Annotated in this window: 13 protein-coding genes; 4 read left to right on the top strand and 9 right to left on the bottom strand. The window is 47.8% G+C overall.

What is annotated here, in order from left to right:
- Nucleotides 1-4: 4 nt before the first annotated feature.
- The 3 genes from ACZ5PW_RS02705 to acs all read right to left on the bottom strand — a co-directional run bounded on the left by ACZ5PW_RS02705 (nt 5) and on the right by acs (nt 5,328).
- Nucleotides 5-2,551 carry a cache domain-containing protein gene (locus tag ACZ5PW_RS02705; RefSeq protein ID WP_464557799.1) on the bottom strand — a complete coding sequence of 849 codons (2,547 nt, stop codon included), beginning with the start codon at nt 2,549-2,551 and terminating at the stop codon, nt 5-7.
- Nucleotides 2,552-2,883: 332 nt separating this feature from the next.
- Nucleotides 2,884-3,339, bottom strand: a complete 456-nt coding sequence (locus ACZ5PW_RS02700) for a pyridoxamine 5'-phosphate oxidase family protein (protein ID WP_464557797.1) — start codon at nt 3,337-3,339, stop codon at nt 2,884-2,886.
- A gap of 12 nt (nt 3,340-3,351) precedes the next feature.
- Nucleotides 3,352-5,328 carry an acetate--CoA ligase gene (acs, locus tag ACZ5PW_RS02695; protein WP_464557795.1) on the bottom strand — a complete coding sequence of 659 codons (1,977 nt, stop codon included), beginning with the start codon at nt 5,326-5,328 and terminating at the stop codon, nt 3,352-3,354.
- A gap of 323 nt (nt 5,329-5,651) precedes the next feature.
- Here acs and ACZ5PW_RS02690 point away from each other — a divergent pair, with 323 nt between their 5' ends.
- The gene (locus tag ACZ5PW_RS02690) at nt 5,652-8,348 is read left to right on the top strand and encodes a bifunctional acetate--CoA ligase family protein/GNAT family N-acetyltransferase (protein ID WP_464557793.1); all 2,697 of its coding nucleotides are present in this window, start codon (nt 5,652-5,654) and stop codon (nt 8,346-8,348) included.
- A 6-nt stretch (nt 8,349-8,354) separates the two neighbouring features.
- On the opposite strand, the gene ACZ5PW_RS02685 is transcribed toward ACZ5PW_RS02690, so the two are convergent.
- Genes ACZ5PW_RS02685 through ACZ5PW_RS02675 form a run of 3 tightly spaced genes read right to left on the bottom strand, consistent with a single transcriptional unit; the run spans nt 8,355 to nt 10,839 of the window.
- Entirely contained in the window at nt 8,355-9,092 is a 738-nt protein-coding gene (locus ACZ5PW_RS02685; protein WP_464557791.1) for an adenosylcobinamide-GDP ribazoletransferase, read from the bottom strand.
- Between the two features lie 54 nt (nt 9,093-9,146).
- A complete protein-coding gene (locus tag ACZ5PW_RS02680; protein ID WP_464557789.1) occupies nt 9,147-9,968 on the bottom strand; it encodes an SAM hydrolase/SAM-dependent halogenase family protein in 822 nt (273 codons plus the stop codon).
- A gap of 4 nt (nt 9,969-9,972) precedes the next feature.
- Entirely contained in the window at nt 9,973-10,839 is an 867-nt protein-coding gene (locus ACZ5PW_RS02675) for a YitT family protein (protein WP_464557787.1), read from the bottom strand.
- A gap of 251 nt (nt 10,840-11,090) precedes the next feature.
- On the opposite strand from ACZ5PW_RS02675, the gene argS reads away from it, so the two are divergent.
- The 3 genes from argS to ACZ5PW_RS02660 all read left to right on the top strand — a co-directional run bounded on the left by argS (nt 11,091) and on the right by ACZ5PW_RS02660 (nt 14,505).
- The gene (gene argS, locus ACZ5PW_RS02670) at nt 11,091-12,734 is read left to right on the top strand and encodes an arginine--tRNA ligase (RefSeq protein WP_464557785.1); all 1,644 of its coding nucleotides are present in this window, start codon (nt 11,091-11,093) and stop codon (nt 12,732-12,734) included.
- A 19-nt stretch (nt 12,735-12,753) separates the two neighbouring features.
- A complete protein-coding gene (locus ACZ5PW_RS02665; RefSeq protein WP_464557782.1) occupies nt 12,754-13,467 on the top strand; it encodes an SPOR domain-containing protein in 714 nt (237 codons plus the stop codon).
- Between the two features lie 342 nt (nt 13,468-13,809).
- Complete coding sequence (locus ACZ5PW_RS02660) at nt 13,810-14,505, top strand: carbonic anhydrase (RefSeq protein WP_464557779.1); 696 nt, start codon at nt 13,810-13,812, stop codon at nt 14,503-14,505.
- A gap of 194 nt (nt 14,506-14,699) precedes the next feature.
- On the opposite strand, the gene gap is transcribed toward ACZ5PW_RS02660, so the two are convergent.
- From gap to ACZ5PW_RS02645, 3 genes are all read right to left on the bottom strand, one after another.
- Nucleotides 14,700-15,719 (bottom strand): type I glyceraldehyde-3-phosphate dehydrogenase, encoded by a 1,020-nt coding sequence (gene gap, locus ACZ5PW_RS02655; protein WP_464557777.1) that lies wholly within the window; start codon nt 15,717-15,719, stop codon nt 14,700-14,702.
- Between the two features lie 26 nt (nt 15,720-15,745).
- Nucleotides 15,746-16,303, bottom strand: a complete 558-nt coding sequence (locus ACZ5PW_RS02650; RefSeq protein WP_464557775.1) for a GAF domain-containing protein — start codon at nt 16,301-16,303, stop codon at nt 15,746-15,748.
- Nucleotides 16,304-16,765: 462 nt separating this feature from the next.
- Entirely contained in the window at nt 16,766-19,411 is a 2,646-nt protein-coding gene (locus ACZ5PW_RS02645) for a response regulator (RefSeq protein WP_464557773.1), read from the bottom strand.

The following is a 19,411-nucleotide window of genomic DNA, read 5'->3' as shown; positions in this document are numbered from 1 at the left end:
AACTTTACCGGATAACTCTTGCATTCACTGGCAGCTTGAAAACAAACTTTGCCCCCTGCCCCGGACTGGACTCTATACTGAAGCTTCCCTCGTGATTTTCAGTAATTATAAAATAAGAAACCGATAAGCCAAGACCGGTTCCCAATCCTTTGGGCTTGGTGGTAAAGAACGGTTCAAAAACCCTTCTCCTGACTGAATCATCCATTCCCGGGCCATTGTCCTTCACTTCCGTGACCACATAATCGCCCTCGGAATAAACCCTGATCGTAATCTGTGGCTCCGTTTTCCGGTCTTTTATTTCGTGCATAGCCTGTGCTGCGTTGCCCAGAAGGTTTAATAATACCTGCTCAATTTCTGTTGGAGAGCATATAACGTGAGGCAGATCATCTTCAAAATCTCTGATTATTTTTATCTGTCTGAAATCATATTTTTTATCCAGATCATAATCCTTTGAAGCCAACTCAACGGCTTTTTCCGCCAGTTCATCCAGACGGCATGAAGTCCTATGGACATCGGATTTGCGGCTGAAATTAAGCATATTGGTAATAATATTGGCAGCCCTTGAAGCCGCATCCCTTATACCGGAAAGCATCCGGAAGATACCCCGGCTTTCAATGTAATTGTTAACAGCCTCGATTGAAGTTCCCGATCTCTCAGCTTCCTGAGCATTCATTTTCAAATCAGGAGAAAGCCTTCTTTCTATATTCTGAGCCCCCTGCATGATCCCCCCAAGGGGATTATTTATTTCATGGGCCATACCGGCAGCAAGACCGCCCACAGACATCATTTTTTCCGTCTGAACCATAACCTCTTCAATACGGACCCGGGAGGTAACATCATCCAGGCGCACTACCGCCCCCTCAAATCCATTTTTGACCAGTGGATAGACAGTTATATTTTCATATCTGATCTCGCCATTGACCCTGCGCGGGATGCGAACTCTTTCTTCAACTTTACCATCTATAACCGCAGTCCTGGCTTTTTCAAACTCTTCTGCCAGTTCGGGAAGAACTTCCCTCAACGGTAAACCGCGGACTTCATCATAATTTTTACCGGTGGCATCCGCTGCCCGCGCGTTCCACTGGTTAACAGCACCAGATGCATCCACTCCCACGAGAATGGAAGGCATGGAATCAAGTATATTCTGCTGATGGTTGCGCAAAGCAAGCAGTTCCTGTCTGGCCTTGTCATGCTCCTCAATCTCGGATTCCAACTTGAGATTTGTGGCTGAAAGCTCACGGTTACCCTGCTCCAGTGCTTCCATCAGCTTTTCTTTCTCAGCTATACCTGTCCGGATTGATACTATCATTTCGCGGATAACCATCCCCAGTTCCTTGGTTTCCGTCGGACCGCCCACAGGAATCTTGGAAGCATCCACTCCACTCTCGCGAATGGCCCTTGCTCCTGCAGTCAGCTTAAGCAGAGGGAGAACTATGCTGCTTGACCAAATAGCCGCAAAAGTAAGTGCAAGCGCCAGAACACCTACGGAAATAGCTGTTATTTTCCTGCGCAATTCCAGGCCGGGATCTTTCAATTCATCTTCATAAACAGTTGAGCAGACATACCAGTCCAATGGTTCGAAATGTCTGACATATGCTCTTTTGCGGAAACGAAAATCCCCGACATTACCCGGAGGTTTATCCCACATATAATCATGGACGCCAATCCCCTTTGCTGCAGTAATCAATTCATCAAACAAAGGAGCTCCTGTTTCCGGATTAATGAGAGTATCCACATTCTTTCCCTCATAGGATGGATGAATTATAATCTCTCTTTCTCCCGAAATAATAAAAACATAACCACTGTTCCCTATTTTAATTTCAGAGAGAGTCTGCCTTAATTCATCCAGAACAGCTGCAAAACGCTTCTCAACTTCTTTATCTATATCATCAATATAGACTCCTGATCCGATAACCCAGTCCCATTCATCAAACAGGCTTACATAGGATAGTTTGGCCCGCTCTTCGCTCACCCCCTCAGCTAAAGGCTTGGGCCAGAGATAGTCTACATATCCGCCACCATAAGCCTCACATACTTCTCGGAAAGCGACAAAAATATTGTTACCAACTCCCTGAGCACGTTCGAATTCGGGATTATCGAGAATTTCACCTTCAAGCTCAGTCATTATCGGATGCATAACCATTCTGGGTACCGGAGAAGTGGTATCGTTAACCCAGATATATCCTACCCCATCATCGTAACGTATACCTCTGAGTTGCTGTAGGCTTAACGCCTTGGCCTCATCCTCTGTAAACCCACCCTCTTTATACTTCCGGTAATTCATCAGAACTATACTGTAGGCGATATCAACAATGTCCTGCAGCTCAGCCTTGCGCCGCTCAATGGCTGCATCCCGGAAAAAGACAAGGCTCTGATATTCAATAGAAACATTAAGGAGAGTCGACTTTATTATATCCTCTGCATGCCGGAACTCAGATTGATAAACGGCTTCCGTGACATACTCCTGAGCAAAATAAGACAGTCCGACCGTGGTGAAAATCACCAGACCGGCTACGAAAAGCAGTATTATTGCCCGCATGGATTTAAACATTAATTCCTCGCGATCCGGAAACAGAAGTCATCAAGATCAATACAGGGTTCAATTAGTTGCTATAAATATTACCACACTAACAAAACGCGGTAAAACTAATTGGGTCATGTGAAGGGAATAATGTTATGTCGGGCTTAATGTCGGCTTAAAAGACAGAATTCTGTCAGGGCTGGACTGATTATTCAGGAATTACATAATTACGGCGCAAAAAAATGTCCGGGGGATGCAGCCGGACAACCTGTCGTTCAGGTTTTCGCTGCATCCCCCGGACTAAACATACTATTATTTAATGAGTCTGATGACAAATCGCTCCGCTCAAAAAGACGCCCTATCTATAACTTTCCAGAAAAAAAGGCTTTCTCCGGTCCATCAAGTAGCAGGAAAGAATTTACCTTAATACGGATAACCGAACACTCCGGACCATAAAAAACCCTCGCGATTGAATCCGTTGATTCCGAAATCAGGTCCATAATTTCTCTTTCTTCATCCTTATCGGATACCTGCACAAACTCACCTTCAACTGTGAGGGCTTTTATGCTTTCCCGGTTGTTCTCCAGCTTTCCATCACGGTCATCAATCAACAGACTAACCTTACGGCTGTATTTCAGATTCTCCCATTTCTGGCTGTCTCTGCTGCTCAGCATGTAGATTTCCCGTCCGTCACCAGCGCAGCAATACCCCATAAGCGAAGTATATGGGCCTTCGGAGCCCTGCGTGGCAAGCACGAGCATGCTATTCCGGTTCAAAAAATCAATACACTCTTTTATTTTCTGCTCACGATCAGACATTAAAACTCCAGTTTACTCGAAAAGTTCTTTCTGCCCTTCGATAAGGCCACCGATAATCGATGCATCAGAAAGAGTTGAGGTGTCCCCGAAATCATCATTACCCACAGCTATACGTCGAAGAATACGGCGCATGATCTTACCGGAACGGGTCTTGGGCAAGCCTTCGGAAAACTGGATAGCCTCAGGAACAGCAATGGAGCCTATTTCCTTACCGACCCAATCCTGAAGTTCCTCACGCATTTCATCATCCTCATCAATTCCGTCCCGCAATGTGACGTAAGCATAAATGGACTGTCCCTTAATCTCGTGAGGAATACCTACCACCGCAGCTTCGGTTACATCAGGATGAGCCACCAGAGCCGACTCTATTTCAGCAGTCCCCAGACGGTGACCGGAAACATTGATCACGTCATCCAGACGACCCATAATCCAATAGTTTCCGTCCTCATCAACCCGTGCACCGTCACCTGTCTCATACTTGCCGGGAAAGCGCTCGAAATATGTTTTCATGTATCGCTTTGAATCGTTGTGAATACCGCTCAGCATCCCCGGCCACGGCTCGTTGATGACCAGGTGGCCACCTTCATTGACATCAGCCGGAGAACCGTCACTGCGCAACACGGAAGCACTGACTCCCGGAAGGGGCTTTGCTGTGGAGCCGGGTCTGAGTTTATCAACATAGGGTAGTGGAGAGATAAGAATTCCGCCTGTTTCAGTCTGCCACCATGTATCAAGCAGGGGGATTTTTCCTTTGCCCACATGTTCGTGATACCACATCCAAACTTCGGGATTGATGGGTTCGCCCACTGTTCCGAGAATACGCAGCGATGGCATGTCGTGTCTTGCGGTCCATTGCGTTCCTTCGCGCATCAGAGCCCTTACCGCAGTGGGAGCAGTGTAAAAGACACTCACTCCGTAACACTCCACAATCTCCCAGTACCGGTCCGGTCTCGGATAAGTGGGAACGCCTTCATAGAGCAGTGTTGTCGCTCCCAGTGAAAGCGGACCATAGACTGTATAACTGTGCCCGGTGATCCAGCCGAGATCAGCGGTGCACCAGTGAACGTCATCATCCTTGAGATCAAAAACCCACTGTGTCGTGTGGGCCGTTATGGCCATGAAACCGCCTACAGTCTGGACTATGCCTTTTGGTTTGCCGGTGCTTCCCGAAGTATAAAGAATGAAAAGAGGATCATCCGACTTAAGCTGTGCGGGTTTGCAGTAATCAGAAATGTCCGCGGCCGAGATTTCCTCGTGCCACCAGGTATCACGCCCCTCAAAGAATTCAACTTCCGCTCCTGTCCTTCTGACCAGAATAACCTGCTCAACAGAAGGACACTCGAAAAGAGCTTCATCCACGTTACGTTTCAATGGGATGACCTTGCCCCCACGCAAAACTCCGTCCGCGGTTATAAGAATCTTAGCGTCGCAATCGAGAATCCTGTTCTGAAGGCTCACCGCTGAGAACCCGGCAAAAACAACAGAATGAACAGCACCTATGCGGGCACACGCCAGCATGGCCACCACCAGTTCGGGAACCATAGGAAGGTAGAGTGCGACCCGGTCTCCTTTGCCTACTCCCATTTTGAGAAGCACATTTGCAAATCTGCACACTTTGCGGTGCAGCATGTGGTAGGTATATACCGACACATCCTCTTCAGGCTCTCCCTGCCAGATCAATGCCGCCTTATTGCGGCGACCTTCTTCAAGGTGACGGTCAAGGCAATTGTACGAAGCATTCAAACGGCCACCGGAAAACCATTTGTATTCCTTTTTATCCGGATCAACTTCAAGAACGGTCCTGAAATCCCGTTGCCAATCCAGAAGTTCACGCGCCCTTTCAGCCCAGAATTCCTGATTATTTTCACCCGCCTTACGGCAGGCCTCTTCGTATTTATCCTTATCCAGAAAAGCCTGTTTCTGCATATTTTCGGGAGGGTCAAAAGTTCTCTGTTCATCCATCAGGCTTTCAATAGCGTTATCAATCATATTTAATGGCTCCGGCTCACCTTTTTTGAATAAATTATGCACTTCTGTTAGTCATATACTCTGTTTCCGTAACCTTGAACAGTGCTGTTCCACCTATTGCCCGGGAAGAATTCCAAAGTAAAAACAAATACTGACCCGGTTTTGCTTGATATGGTAAGCAATAAACAGATATGTTTTTATAAATTGCAGCGGTAACCTCAAATCAGAACTTATTTATCGATAAATCCATGCCCGGAATCAATGAGTGCCGTTGATATTATTTCTCCTCTGCCAGCCGGAGGAATCTTAAAAAGCGCAAAGCGCATCAGCTTCAAGAGGAATTCATGAGCGTCATCAATCTGGAATATCTTTTTCAGCCGAGATCAATCGCGGTTATCGGCGCCACCAATGATCCCTGCAACCCCGGACAGATTCTCATGCGTAATCTGATGGGCGGAGGATTTCTCGGCCCGGTCATGCCAGTCAGCACGGACGCCGAAGCAATTTCCGGAGTTCTGACCTATAAAGATGTGGAAGATCTTCCCAAAGTTCCTGATCTGGCTGTTATCTGCCGCCCACTGCAGGATTGCCCGGCTCTTCTTTCAAAGCTCAGTGAAATAGGTGTCAGAGCGGTCGCATTAATCGGTCCCGGATTCAGCGCCATGCCAGAGGATGAAAAAAACAAACTGAGAGGAGAGCTTCTGCGTGCCGCAAAATCCCCGCAGATGAGAATTCTGGGGCCCAAAAGCCTTGGTTTCATTATCCCTACCCAGAACCTGAATGCAAGTCTCGCCCCTCTTCCGGCAAAGGCGGGAAAGATAGCTTTTGTCTCCCAGTCGGACAGTTTTATCCCCACCGTTCTGGACTGGGCCGCTACAAATGATATCGGATTTTCACATGTAATTTCCCTCGGCAGCCGCATAGATTTGAGCTTTGCGGATGTGCTTGACTACCTTGGTTCGGATGCCCAGACCCGCTCGATTCTGCTCTATATCGAGTCCATAAATGATGCCCGCGAATTCATGTCCGCCGCAAGGGCTGCCTCACGCAATAAGCCTGTTCTGGCAATACGCCCGGGACAGTCGCTGCAACATGTCACAAACGAACTGGCCCATCTGGACAATCCCATGGCCGCCAGAACGGATGAAGCGTACGATGTTGCTTTCCGCAGAGCCGGTATGCTGCGGGTGCAGACCATAGATGGACTGTTTGACGCGGCCCAGACTCTGGCAAGCCTTCGGCAGCCGGTGCGTGGGGACCGTCTGGCCATTATTGTAAACGGTACCAGCGCCGGACTGACTGCGGCAGACGGCCTCATGAGGCGGGGGGGCAAACTTTCCAAGCTTTCCGAGGAAACAGTAACCAAACTTGATGATATCTTTGAAGGGCAATGGAGCAGATCAAACCCGGTTACAATTCGCTACAATACCTCCGGCCAGAAATACCTTGATGCCCTTAAGGTACTGATCAAGGACAAAGAAGTAGACGCGGTTCTGGTGGTTCATGTTCCTTTTGCGGGGATCTCAAGCATGGAAGTTGCCGAAGTTCTGGCCAAAGGGCTGAAAAGAGTCCGCCGAATGGTGCTTACATCATGGCTAGGCTCTGATATGTCCCGAAAATCCAGAAGAATTTTTTCGCAGTCTGGCATTCCCACATATGAAAGCGCGGATCAGGCTGTGCGGGCTTTCATGTATATGGCCGAATACCAGCGAAACCAGGAGCTGCTTACTGAAACCCCTGATTCACTCCCCACGGACTTCTTCCCCGACACCACCACCGCCCGTGAGACAGTCCGCAAGGCTCTTTCCGAAGGAAGGGAACTCCTTAACGAACCCGAGGCGAGAAAAGTCCTTGCGGCATACGGATTGCCGGTAGTTGAAACAAAAGTAGCTATATCAGCCCGTGAAGCGGTGATTGCCGCAGATGAAATAGGGTGTCCGGTCGCCCTTAAAATACGCTCTCCCCAGATCAGCCAGCCCTATGATGTCGGAGGAGTAGTGCTTGATCTTGAAAGTCCGGAAAAAGTATGGGAAGCGGCGGCGACAATGCTTACCCGGGTCAACCGCCAGCGCCCGGACGCCTATATCGAAGGGTTCACTGTCCAGAAAATGGGACGCAGACTCGGAGCCCACGAACTTTTCATCTCAGCTTCGGCTGATACCACTTTCGGCCCAGTAATCCACTTCGGTCACGGCGGCATGACCCGCGAAGTTGTCCTTGATCAGGCCATCGCCATGGTCCCGCTGAATATGAGTCTGGCGAGGGAGCTTATCAGCAGGACCCGTATTTCAAGACTGCTTTCCGGAACCCCCACCCAGCCCCCGGCTGATATCGATGACCTCTGCCTGACCCTGATACAGGTTTCTCAGCTGTTCATTGATATTCCACAGATAGCGCATCTTGATATCAACCCTCTTTACGGGGACGACACAGGCGTACTCGCTCTCGGTGCTAAAATTTCCGTTGTGGAATGCGGGGAGGACTGCCCGCAACTGGCAATCAGGCCCTATCCCCGCGAACTTGAAGAGTGTGTGGTGCTTAAGGACGGCAAACAGGTTACCCTGCGCCCTATTAGACCGGAAGACGAACCTGCTCATTACGAATTTCTGGATAAAGTTTCAGATGAAGACATGCGCATGCGCTTTTTCGGAGTTGTGCGCCGGGATTTCGACCATAAGGATATGTCCCGTTTTACACAGATAAACTATGACCGCGAAATGGCGTTTATCGCTACAGCAAACAATGAACACGGCAAGCCGGAAACACTTGGTGTTGTGAGAACATCCACCAAGCCGGATAATTCCGAAGCTGAATTTGCCATTGTGGTCCGCTCAGATCTCAAAGGCAGCGGTCTGGGATCGATGCTCTTTCATAAGATAATCAGATATACAAAAGACCGTGGCACTCACTGGCTTGTGGGACAGACCCTTTTTGAAAACAAGGCAATGCAGGGCCTCTCCCGCAAATTCGGATTTGAAATCAGCGAGAATTACGAAGAAGATCTGGTAGAAATGAGGTTGGACTGCTCCAAACCTGATTAAACAGGATCAATTGATTGCGGCAAAGGCCAAAAGGGCAGATAATTCTGTAAGCACCAGAGCAGCACCAAGAAAATCACCATTAGCTCCGCCTACCTTTTTCGCAAGCCTGTATAGAAATAGAAGAGCAGCGGAAAAAACAGCAAATCCGGACAGCAGGGTATATGGCGAAACTGTTAACAAACCTACTGCCAAAGCTGTAAACAGTCCAAAACAAAGCGAGAGGCTATCTGCTCCTTTCATGGTCAGAATGCCCTGTCCCGGTCTTGCAATGGGAAGAACCAGACGCCCGAAAAAGGCATTACCAAACCTTCCCAGCGTAAACACCCACAGAACAGCCCCGAATGCCTGAGCCTCATAAATATAGTAGAATCCAAGCACCTGCCCCAAAACAGCCAGAACAGCCGCGAGAACACCGAAAGCTCCGGCACGGCTATCCTTGATGATTTTCCAGAATCTGTCAGGGTCAGGATAAGGTCCGGCACCGTCTGCTATGTCGGAAATACCGTCAAAATGCAGCCCGCGGGTAAGATAAACGGAACCTGCTACAGTCAGCCAGGCCTGCATCCAGAACTTGCCGTCAAAAAGTCCCATGTAAAAAGGCAGAACTATTACAGTTCCCAGCACAAGGCCGGTCAGCGGCATCCACTTTACGGTGCGGGCGAGATCGTCTGCTTCAATATCCATCACCGGACCAAGTCTGCTCATGAATCCAAGAGTTATTAGAAAGTCACGGAATATATTCATAATTTAGTCATTATGCCCAACACAGCCGGATGACTCGCAACAGAAGGACAATGTTTATTTTTCAGGTGGACACCGGGTAGTCCATTTAAGGGTAAGTTTATCGCCGGGCTCAAGGCCCAGCATTTCAGAAGCAGCTCCCCTGTTCAAGGCAAGTTCGTAATAGCCCTGACTGCCCGCCAGAATCCCGGTAGCTCCGGCTGCAAGCTCGGAATAACAAGAAACCCGCTCAACACAACTGGGATCATTACCGGAAAGTAATTGCTCTTCAGGAATGAACATGCGCTCGGGGATATCATGATCATCAGGAATATTCAGAACAAGGTTTCCGAAGCGATCCTTATGCAGCACAGTCACATCCACCCCGTCTGATCTCAACTGCGGTCTGTTTATCCCCAAACGCACAATGTCTCTCAGAGGAAGCTTCGGCCCGAGAGATTCCAATAATGTACCGCAGGCAATCCCGGCAGCAATCGGAGCGAACAGATCTCGGCCATGAAACGTGGCTGAACTATTTATTTTTCCGGCAGTTTCACTGAGATCAGTCACAATCACGGTTCCACCGAATTTGTCCTCCGCCAGTTCTATTATGCCGTTATCCGGAGCGATAACTGTCCTGCTCCCGAACTCCGCGCCAATCAGACGGCGGGAACTGCCCACACCGGGATCAACAACTGTTATAAAAACAGTATCCTCCGGAAAATGATCAATTGCCGCCGCCAGAAAAAAGGCTGCCTGCGAAATACAGAACGGCTCAACCCCGTGGCTGACATCTATAACTTTGGAGTCAGGTGCATGTGCTTCCAGAACTCCCTTCAACTGTCCAACATAGGGATCATCCAATCCGAAATCCGTCAAAAGCGCGATGGGCCTGCTCATTTAACTACCTCGGTACGGAAAAACCTTTTCCGAGAACGCTGAATGTTGATTCAATAATTACAAACGCTTTGGGATCAATGGTCATAATCGTGGCTTCAAGCCTTTTAAGCCGGAATGAATCGACCACGGTCATGATAACCGTCTTGTCCTGTCCCGTATAGCCCCCGCGGGCATTAAGCAAGGTAGTTCCTCTGCCAAGTTTGGACATTATCGCCCCTGAAACATCCTGTGGGCGGGAAGTAATGATAAACACCATCTTGCGCTGGTTGAACATCCGCTGGACCGCGTCTATGGCAGCTGAAGCCACATATATCATTGCCAGCGAATACAGAACATCATCCAGATCAAGCCATAAAGTTCCGGTTCCAAGCACCACGGCATTGAACCCCATTGAAAACTGACCGACCTTGATCCCCAGTCTTTCGCGGGCAAGCACCTGAAGAACTCCTATACCACCGGATGACCCCAGCGAACGCAGACAGATACCTGAACCAAGACCGAGGATGACCCCGCCTGCAAGCACTGCCAGCCACTTATCATTAAAGGGTATGGTCCAGGGAACAAGCTCAATAAAAACACTGAGTGTGACCATGCCGTAAAGACTGTACCAGAAAAATCTTCTGCTGATAAAAAACCAGCCGACCATAAAAACAGGAATATTGAGCAGAAAAACCCACAAGCCGGAAGAGAGCTCTGGAAAAATATAATATGTCAGCAGTGCCAGCCCTGAAATACCGCTGGGCAGAAAAGCATTGGGAATTATCACCGCCTTCACCGCAAGGGCTGTCAAAAAAGAACCTAGACTTAATAATCCAATATTCCAAGGTATTGCATAGCTTATTCGCTGAAAGCGGCTAACGACTGCATCCATTTTCTTTTCTCCTTTATATGGAGCCGTTTTTTATTGTATTAGTAAAAATGAAAAGGACGATTTACGATTGTACCGAAATAAGACTCTTATTGTAGTCTGTAAATACATTTTTACCCCCGTAATGAATACTTGGAAGCCTCAACGAAAGATGATAAGCGAAGCTTGCGCAAAGCTACGAACAGCCCCCCGGAGATATAAACCCAGATAGAGAGGGCTGCTTATCATAATTCCATAAGGAGATTTCATCCGAAATGAAAGCTAAACAACACCTCGAAAAAGTTCTCGGTTCCATTCTTGAAGAAAAAGGTTGGGAATGGCCGGAAAAGGCTGTCATCGAACCTCCCAAAGACAAGAAATTCGGCGACATGTCCGCAAACATTGCCATGATGCTTTCCAAGCAGGCAAAAATGAATCCGCGAGCCATTGCCGAAGAGATCAAGAACCGACTCGAAGGCGACAAATATATTGAACAGGTCGATATAGCCGGACCCGGCTTTTTGAACTTCACCTTTTCCAGTTCCTTCTGGCAGGACATGATTCCTGTTGTTCTGGATAAGGCAGATGACTACGGCCGCAGTGAAATCGGCAAGGGTACCAAAGTTCAGGTAGAATATGTCTCCGCCAACCCCACCGGCCCCCTGCACATCGGTCATGGACGCGGAGCCGCAATCGGTGACTGCCTTGTGCGCATTCTCGACTTCACCGGATTTGATGTCGAAGCGGAATACTATGTTAACGATGCCGGACGCCAGATGCTGATCCTCGGCAACTCCATATGGGTCCGTCTGCAGCAGTCACAAGGGCGCGACATTGCTGATCCTGAAGATTTCTACAAAGGTGAATACATCAAGGATCTCGCAGCCGAGGTGCTGGAACTCAATCCCGGCATTCTCGACATGAGCGAAGATGAAGCTGTAGCCATCTGCCGCGAATACGGCAAAGACCAGATTCTCGAAGGCATCAAGAAAGACCTCGCGGCCTTTGATGTCCGCCATGATGTCTGGTTTTCTGAAAAAAGCCTTGTGACCGCCGGGAAAGTTGAAGAAACCTTCGCGGACCTCAAAAAACGCGGAATGGCCTACGAAGATGACGGGGCACTTTGGTTCAAATCCACCGAACTCGGTGACGACAAGGACCGTGTGCTGCGCAAATCCAACGGCGACCTCACTTATTTCGCATCCGACATCGCTTACCACGATGACAAGTATAAACGAGGATTTGACCTTGTTGTCGACATCTGGGGTGCTGACCACCACGGTTACATTCCCCGCATGCAGGCCGCTGTGGAAGCTCTGGGCAAAAAAGGCCAGCTTGATGTTATCCTCGTTCAGCTGGTAAACCTGCTGCGTGGGGGCGAGCAGATCGCCATGTCGACCCGCGCCGGTAAATTCGAGACTCTTGAAGATGTTGTGAACGAAGTCGGCCGCGACGCGTCCCGCTTCATGTTCCTTTCACGCAAAAGTGACAGCCATCTTGATTTTGATCTTGATCTGGTCAAACAGAAGACTATGGACAACCCTGTCTACTATGTTCAGTACGCACACGCTCGTATTTGTTCTGTTATCCGCAAGGCTGCAGAACAGGGAATCGATATCCCCGAAGTTGGGGCGGCGAGCCTTTCCTGCCTGACCAACGAAGAAGAACTTTCCCTGATGAAACTCATGGACCAGTTCGCCGATGTTGCCGAAAATGCGGGTAAAAACATGAGTCCGCACATTATCAGCTACTATCTGCGAGATCTGGCGAGCGCGCTGCACAGATTCTACACAATGCACCATATTCTCTCCGCTGATGAAGAAGTCATCAAGGCGAGACTGCTGCTGCTTAAGTCCGTTGGCCAGACTCTGGCAAACGGACTGCAGCTTCTTGGTGTTTCCGCCCCTGAGCGTATGTAATTACTAAACGGAGATAAAAATGGCTGCTCCCAAAGGCAAAAAAAAGACCGCAACAACACAGGAAAAAACCTACACTTTCACATTCACGGTCCCGGAAATGATCGGGCTGTGCGCCGGGAGTGCGGCTGCCCTGTGCGCTTTCTTTGTACTGGGAATACTGCTGGGGCGCGGCTATCAACCGGAAAAAGATATGCCTGAACTGGCAATGATGATGCCCAGCCAGTCCAGTAACGGTTCCGGTGAAATCAAAGGCGGCGTACTCAAGCCCGAAGATCTTGACTACATTGACCAGTTAAAGAAAAAACCTGAATCAGCTGTTCGCAAAGAAGAAAAAGATGAGCAGCCAGCAAAAGCAGCTGTAAAGAAAAAGGAAGAAAAACCTGCAGCTAAGCCGACTGAAAAACCAGTCCAGGCTATAGCCCCTAAAACCGCTCAGCCGGAAACAAAAGTTGAAATCGATAATCCTGAAGAAACTAAAGGACCGGTTTACAATTACACATATCAGGCTGCATCATTCGGTGTTGAAAGCAGAGCCGCTGATTTCAGCGACAAGCTCAATGCAAGCGGACTGAAATCATATGTAGAACCGGGGGAAAGCGGAAACCGCACTTGGTACAGGGTATTTGTCCTTCATACAGGAACTCCGGAATCAACAGACGGTATGAAGCGGATTCTCCTTAAATTCGGCATCAAGAAACCTCTTCTTAAAAACAAAAAACCTGTTTCTCAGTAAATGAGATTAGATTCAAATCATAAAAAGACTCCCTGGAAGTTTCACACTTTCAGGGAGTTTTCATTTTCAAAAAACAACATCATGCCAATCCGTTTTTCCATATGAATTATCTTTATGGATTCATAAGCTAACGGACGGACATGATACCAAACATCGGAGTCTACATTGAAAGACTCCAGAAACCCTCCCGATTGATGTCTTTTATATCTAATCGGAGACTCCGGCATTAACTTTATATTCATATAAAACTCTTTTCGAGCACTTACTTGCAAAACTGCGGGTATACTATGTATGATCTCTCAAACAGACATTAATACTAATCATAACCGGCGGAGATCTGAATTGATAAAAACGCTTCCATTGCTAACATTTACAATACTTCTGATCCTGATCTGCAGTCCTGCCTCAGCCGGAAATGAAACAGCAGTTGAAGAACTGGTAAGCCCTGCAGACAACTCACTCCTGCTCTTGAGGGAAGGCAATCTGCGTTTTGTGAAAGGGACCAGTGTCTACCCGAATCAGACTTCCCACCAGCGCAAAGTTCTGGCCATAAAGGGGCAGAGGCCTTACGCCACAATCATCTGCAGCTCTGACTCAAGAGTTGATCCCGTACTCATATTCGACCGGGGGCTGGGAGATCTGTACGCAATCAGATCCGCCGGAAATGTGGTGGGGAAGGAGTCTCTGGCATCCGTTGAATATTCAATGCTTGCTCTGGAGACACCTCTTCTTGTAGTCATGGGGAACACCAGAAGCAATCTGATAAGAGCGGCTGTGGATAAACTGAAAATGGAAGGACACATGCCCGGACTTCAGCAAAAACTGGAGCCGGCAGTAAAAATGACTAAAATTCTGTATCCTTCCCTTGACGGGGAGAAGCTTATCGACAAAGTTGCTGAGACAAATGTCAGACAGGTTATGAGAGAAATTTTAAGCCAGTGCCCGGCTGTTCTGGAGAAAATAAGATCCGGAAACGCCCGTATCATGGGTGCAATTTACGATACTGACAGCGGTACTGTGCGTTGGTTAGGACCATAAAATGAAAAACCGGCAGCTCCAGATGTAGGGATCTGAATCTACCGGTTTCTCAAATCTTAAGTACCACCCTTCGAGCGGGCCGGAGCCAATCTCCGGCCCGTTCAAAAGTTTTCGGGAGGTTGCGTCTCCCGGAAGGCGCGTAAAGGCAGCTTCCACTCATGCCTTACACGCCTGACAGGGTTCTCACCCTTATGCTACAATCCGCACTTGCCCATGTAATCAATGAGGTCGGCAACGCGGCAGGAGTAGCCCCACTCGTTATCGTACCAGGCGTATACTTTGGCGAGGTTGCCGCCCTGTACGACTGTGAAATCAGCTTCAACAATACCGGAATGAGGATCGGCAAGGAAGTCACTGGAAACCAGAGGAGCTTCGGAGTAGCCCATGATTCCTTTGAGATCGCCTTCTGCTGCACCCTTGAGAACGGCCTTGAGTTCTTCAGTTGTGGTATCCTTGTTAAGAACTGCAACGAAGTCTACGAGGGAAACTGTGGGTGTTGGAACACGCACTGAGTAGCCTTCGAAGCGTCCGGCCATTTCAGGAATAACCAGAGCAACTGCTTTAGCAGCACCGGTGGAGGTCGGGATCATGTTGCAGGCAGCAGCACGTGCACGGCGCAGGTCCTTGTGCGGCTGATCGAGAATACGCTGGTCATTGGTGTAGGCGTGGACAGTAGTCATAACACCTTTTTCAATGCCGAACTTCTCGTGCATGGTCTTTACAATCGGTGCCAGGCAGTTGGTGGTGCAGGAAGCATTGGAGATAATGTCGTGCTTCGCAGGGTCGTAATCGGTATGGTTAACGCCCATTACCACAGTGATGTCTTCTTCCTTGGCGGGAGCGGAGATGACAACTTTTTTTGCGCCGCCTTCAAGATGCTGCGCAGCAGTGGGTCCGGTGCGGAAAATACCGGTTGCTTCAACTACAACGTCTACACCGCACTCTCCCCAGGGAATCCTTTTAGGATCACGCTCTGCGAAGTTCTTGATAGTGAAGTCGGAACCGACATACATAGTGTCGCCTTCAACTCTGACTTCAGCAGGAAATTTACCGTAGTTGGTATCTCTTGCAAAAAGGGCAGCGTTGGTTTCAATATCGAATAGATCGTTGACAGCAACAACTTCAACAGTGTCGCGATGTCTTTCCCAGATGGTTTTTACAACCTGACGGCCGATACGGCCGAAACCGTTAATACCTACTTTTACTTTACTCATTTCTATATCCTCAAAAAGGGGACGGGCTAGTCGTCTACCCGGTAAATGTATTCGTTTGCCAGTTCACTCGCACGTTTGAGCGCGGAGTACATGCGCGCATTCTCAAGAGCAAGACCGGAAAGGTCGGCAACGCACTTAAGAAAATCAAGTTCTTCCTCAGTGAATTCACGTTCCTCAGCGGAGTAAACACGCAGAACACCAATCACCTTTTCACCGCGTGCGGTGAGGGGAAGAACAACGAGAGAAACGAGACCTTCTTTCGCAGCTTCCTCGGGATACTGGAAACGGTCATCGCTGCGGACATCCTTGATGGAAACAATCTTACCTTCGAGAACTTCCTGATCCAGGCGGCTCTTTGCAACCTCAACCGGACCTTTTTTCTCATAACGAGCAGAAAGACCGAATGAAGCGTCTGCCAGAAGAGTTTCACCCTTACGATCAAGCAGCCTGATAAAGCAGCCTTTGAGGTCCATTTCTGTTGCCACTTTCTCGGCAATGTTATTCAGAACCTTTTCAGGCTCCAGGCTGGAGTTGACAGCTCTGGTAATTTCAAAAATCGCTTTGTAGAGTCTGGTTGCACCCATTTCTCATACCTGCCTTTTTTGTGTTTATTTAAAAATCAGGACCCTCCACTGCAGGTCCCTTATTTCTAGCCTTTCATCCCATTCAGGTTACTTGCAATCTAACAGATAAAAAAATAATTTTCATGTAAAAAATGACCACTTTCCAACATTTTTTTAAAAATTACTGCTAAACCTTGTTCGTTTCTGAACATTTTTTTCGGTTTCGACATCAATTCACGGCACCATATTATCAAGTAAATCACACGACTATAAAAACAAAAAGCTGTCGATAAAACCGATTTAAATCAACATATTAAACTCAAAAGACAATAATATGACAACTATAACACAATAATAACAGAATTAAATATCTAAAATGAATCTTAAGTAAAAATACAGTCTAAGGAAGAGGGATAAAAGGAAATAAAAATCTAGATCAATCAGCTATGAATTGTGCTTGGGGCATATCTAATAATTACCTGGCTACTTCAATGAACTCATCCGCTCCATAAATGAATCAACTTTGTTTTCCAGAACATGAAAAAGGTTCTCCACTTCTGCACCGGCTTTTTCATAGCCCGCTCTCTCAAGCTCCATGGCTGCATAATACGCCCCGGTTTTGCCGAAATTACCAAGCATGCTTTTAAGGGCATGGGATTCAAGTTCTATAAGGGAATAATGTTTTTCATCGATTGCCTTATTAATTTTTTCAATTCTGGCAGGAAGCTCGACCTTGAGCACTTCGATCATCTGAAACAGAAACTCTTTATCATCATTGAATCTTGCAATCAGTTCCTCAAGAGTTGGGATTTCCTCATTATCTGAATATAGAGTTTTCTTTTCCCCGAAATAAAAATCATCTAGTGGATGGTCACGCTTTGAGTCCATACCTTTTGAAAATTCTTCAAGCCTTGAAAAAAGTCCCTTCCAATTGATAGGTTTCGAAATATAATCATCCATCCCCGCCTCAAGGCATATATCAGCATCGCCTTTAAGGGCATGCGCCGTCATGGCCAGAACAGGAGTTGGTTTGAGCCCGTTTTTACTTTCATAGGCTCTTATGTGGGCAGTGGCTTCAAGGCCGTCCATCACCGGCATCTGCAAGTCCATCAAGACCAGATCAAAATCACCGGATATAAACTTTTCAAAACCCTCATGGCCATCCTCGGCAATAGTCAACTCGTGACCCCATCCTTCAATCATGTACTTTGCAACATTCTGATTGAGCCGTGTGTCCTCGACAAGCAGAATCCTCATAGGTGATGAACTGATCAGGAAGTCAACCTTTCCGGGTTCCGGACCGGATTTCAGGCATGAATCATCCGAAAGGGCATGCATAAGAGAAGCAAACAGATCTGAAGATGTTACCGGCTTGTAAAGAAAAGAATTGGCCCGAACTTCATCCTCATCAAATTCAAACTGTCCCTCAACTGCACCGATCATTATAATCAGGGTACTATTAAGCTGCGGGGGGTCAGTAACAGAATGAAATAAAAGGTTACGCTCCAATCCGGGAAGGTCCAGATCACTTATCACAATTCTAAACGGATTTTCATTCTCCACCGCATTGTTTATTTTAAGCAGGGCGGTAGAAGAGGAATCACTTTCCTCAACAAGGGCTCCCCAGCTTTCCAGCATGTCTCTTAAAATACTCCGGCTTGTACTGTTCTTATCCGCGACAAGCACTCGAAGCCCGGAAATCTCTTCCCTGCCGAGCATTACCATGTAACCGACATTCTCTTTTATAATATTCAGAGGCAGGGTAAAACTGAAGGTACTTCCCCGTCCGACTTCACTGGTACAGGTCAACCTTCCCCCCATCAGGGATATAAGCTGAGAACTGATACTGAGCCCCAGCCCTGTACCGCCACGAGAGCGGGTCAGGGATCCGTCTATCTGCTCAAAGGCATTAAAAATAGACTGTTGTTTCTTCTCCGGTATCCCCGGTCCGGTATCATGTATGTTACACTTCAGGTCACCGATTCCATCATCTATTTTTTCAAAAAAGACCTCTACAACGATCTCCCCGGACTCTGTAAACTTAATCGCGTTCGAGACAATATTGAGAAGAACCTGCCGAAGCCTGTCGTTATCACCTTCAACTATTTCAGGAACATTTTTTCCAATCCTGAACATCAACTCCAGCCCCTTTTCGCGGGCCTTAACGTAAAGAAGACGCAAACACTCAGCCACGAGCTCACGTATATGAACCTGTCCTTTCTCTATCACCAGCTTGTTGGCTTCTATTTTCGAAAAATCCAGAATATCGTTGAGAACACTCAGAAGGGAATAGGACGTGCTTTTAAGCTGACGCATGAATCTTTCCTGACCGCCGCTCAAAGGAGTATTCAGCATAACCTCGGCAAGACCGATTATTCCGTTAAGCGGAGTGCGGATTTCATGACTCATATTGGCTAGAAAAATAGATTTGGACCTGTTAGCCTCTTCAGCCGCCTCAAGAGCCAGCTTTAATTTTTCTTCGGCCTCCTTGCGCACGGTGATATCAATGATGAAACCGTCAAAATGGGTTATTATTCCACTCTCAGGATCAATTCTCGCCTGTATGCTCATGGAGCACCAGAAAGTTGAACCGTCCTTTCTTCGGCGGAGCGTTTCATAACCTATAAGTCTGCCCTGTTCTCTCAACTGAGCATGAACCCACTCCCTCTCATCCGGATTCACATACACAGTCTGGGCAATTGACTTAATACTGCTGACGAGCTCTTCCGGATCCTTATAACCGTACATCTGGGCCAGACGCCTGTTTACATAAAGATAACGTCCAGAAGGAAGGGATTGGAAAATACCCACCGGAGCAGCTTCATACAAAACCCTGAGTCTCTCTTCACTTTCTTCAAGAGCCATCTGAGAAGCTTTAAGCTCAGCGGTCCTCTCCTCAACACGCTCCTCCAATTCCTGTAGAAGACCGGTAAGGCTCAGGTTGGCGTCCATCAGTTCCGCAGAACTCAGCTCAAGGGACCGTTCAAGCATCAGACGGTCGGCATCCGCCGCGTGGTACGCCTCATTAACAGCCTGCACAAACTTCAGCATCTGACCGTCAAGGCTACTCAAATCCTTTTTGAGATGTCTTTTAAGCTGACGCTTCAGAAGATTATGCAGGTCATTCAT

This window comes from Maridesulfovibrio salinus, from assembly GCF_055394525.1.
The sequence above is the reverse complement of the archived record's forward strand: the minus strand, read 5'-3'. Positions and strand labels throughout refer to the sequence as shown.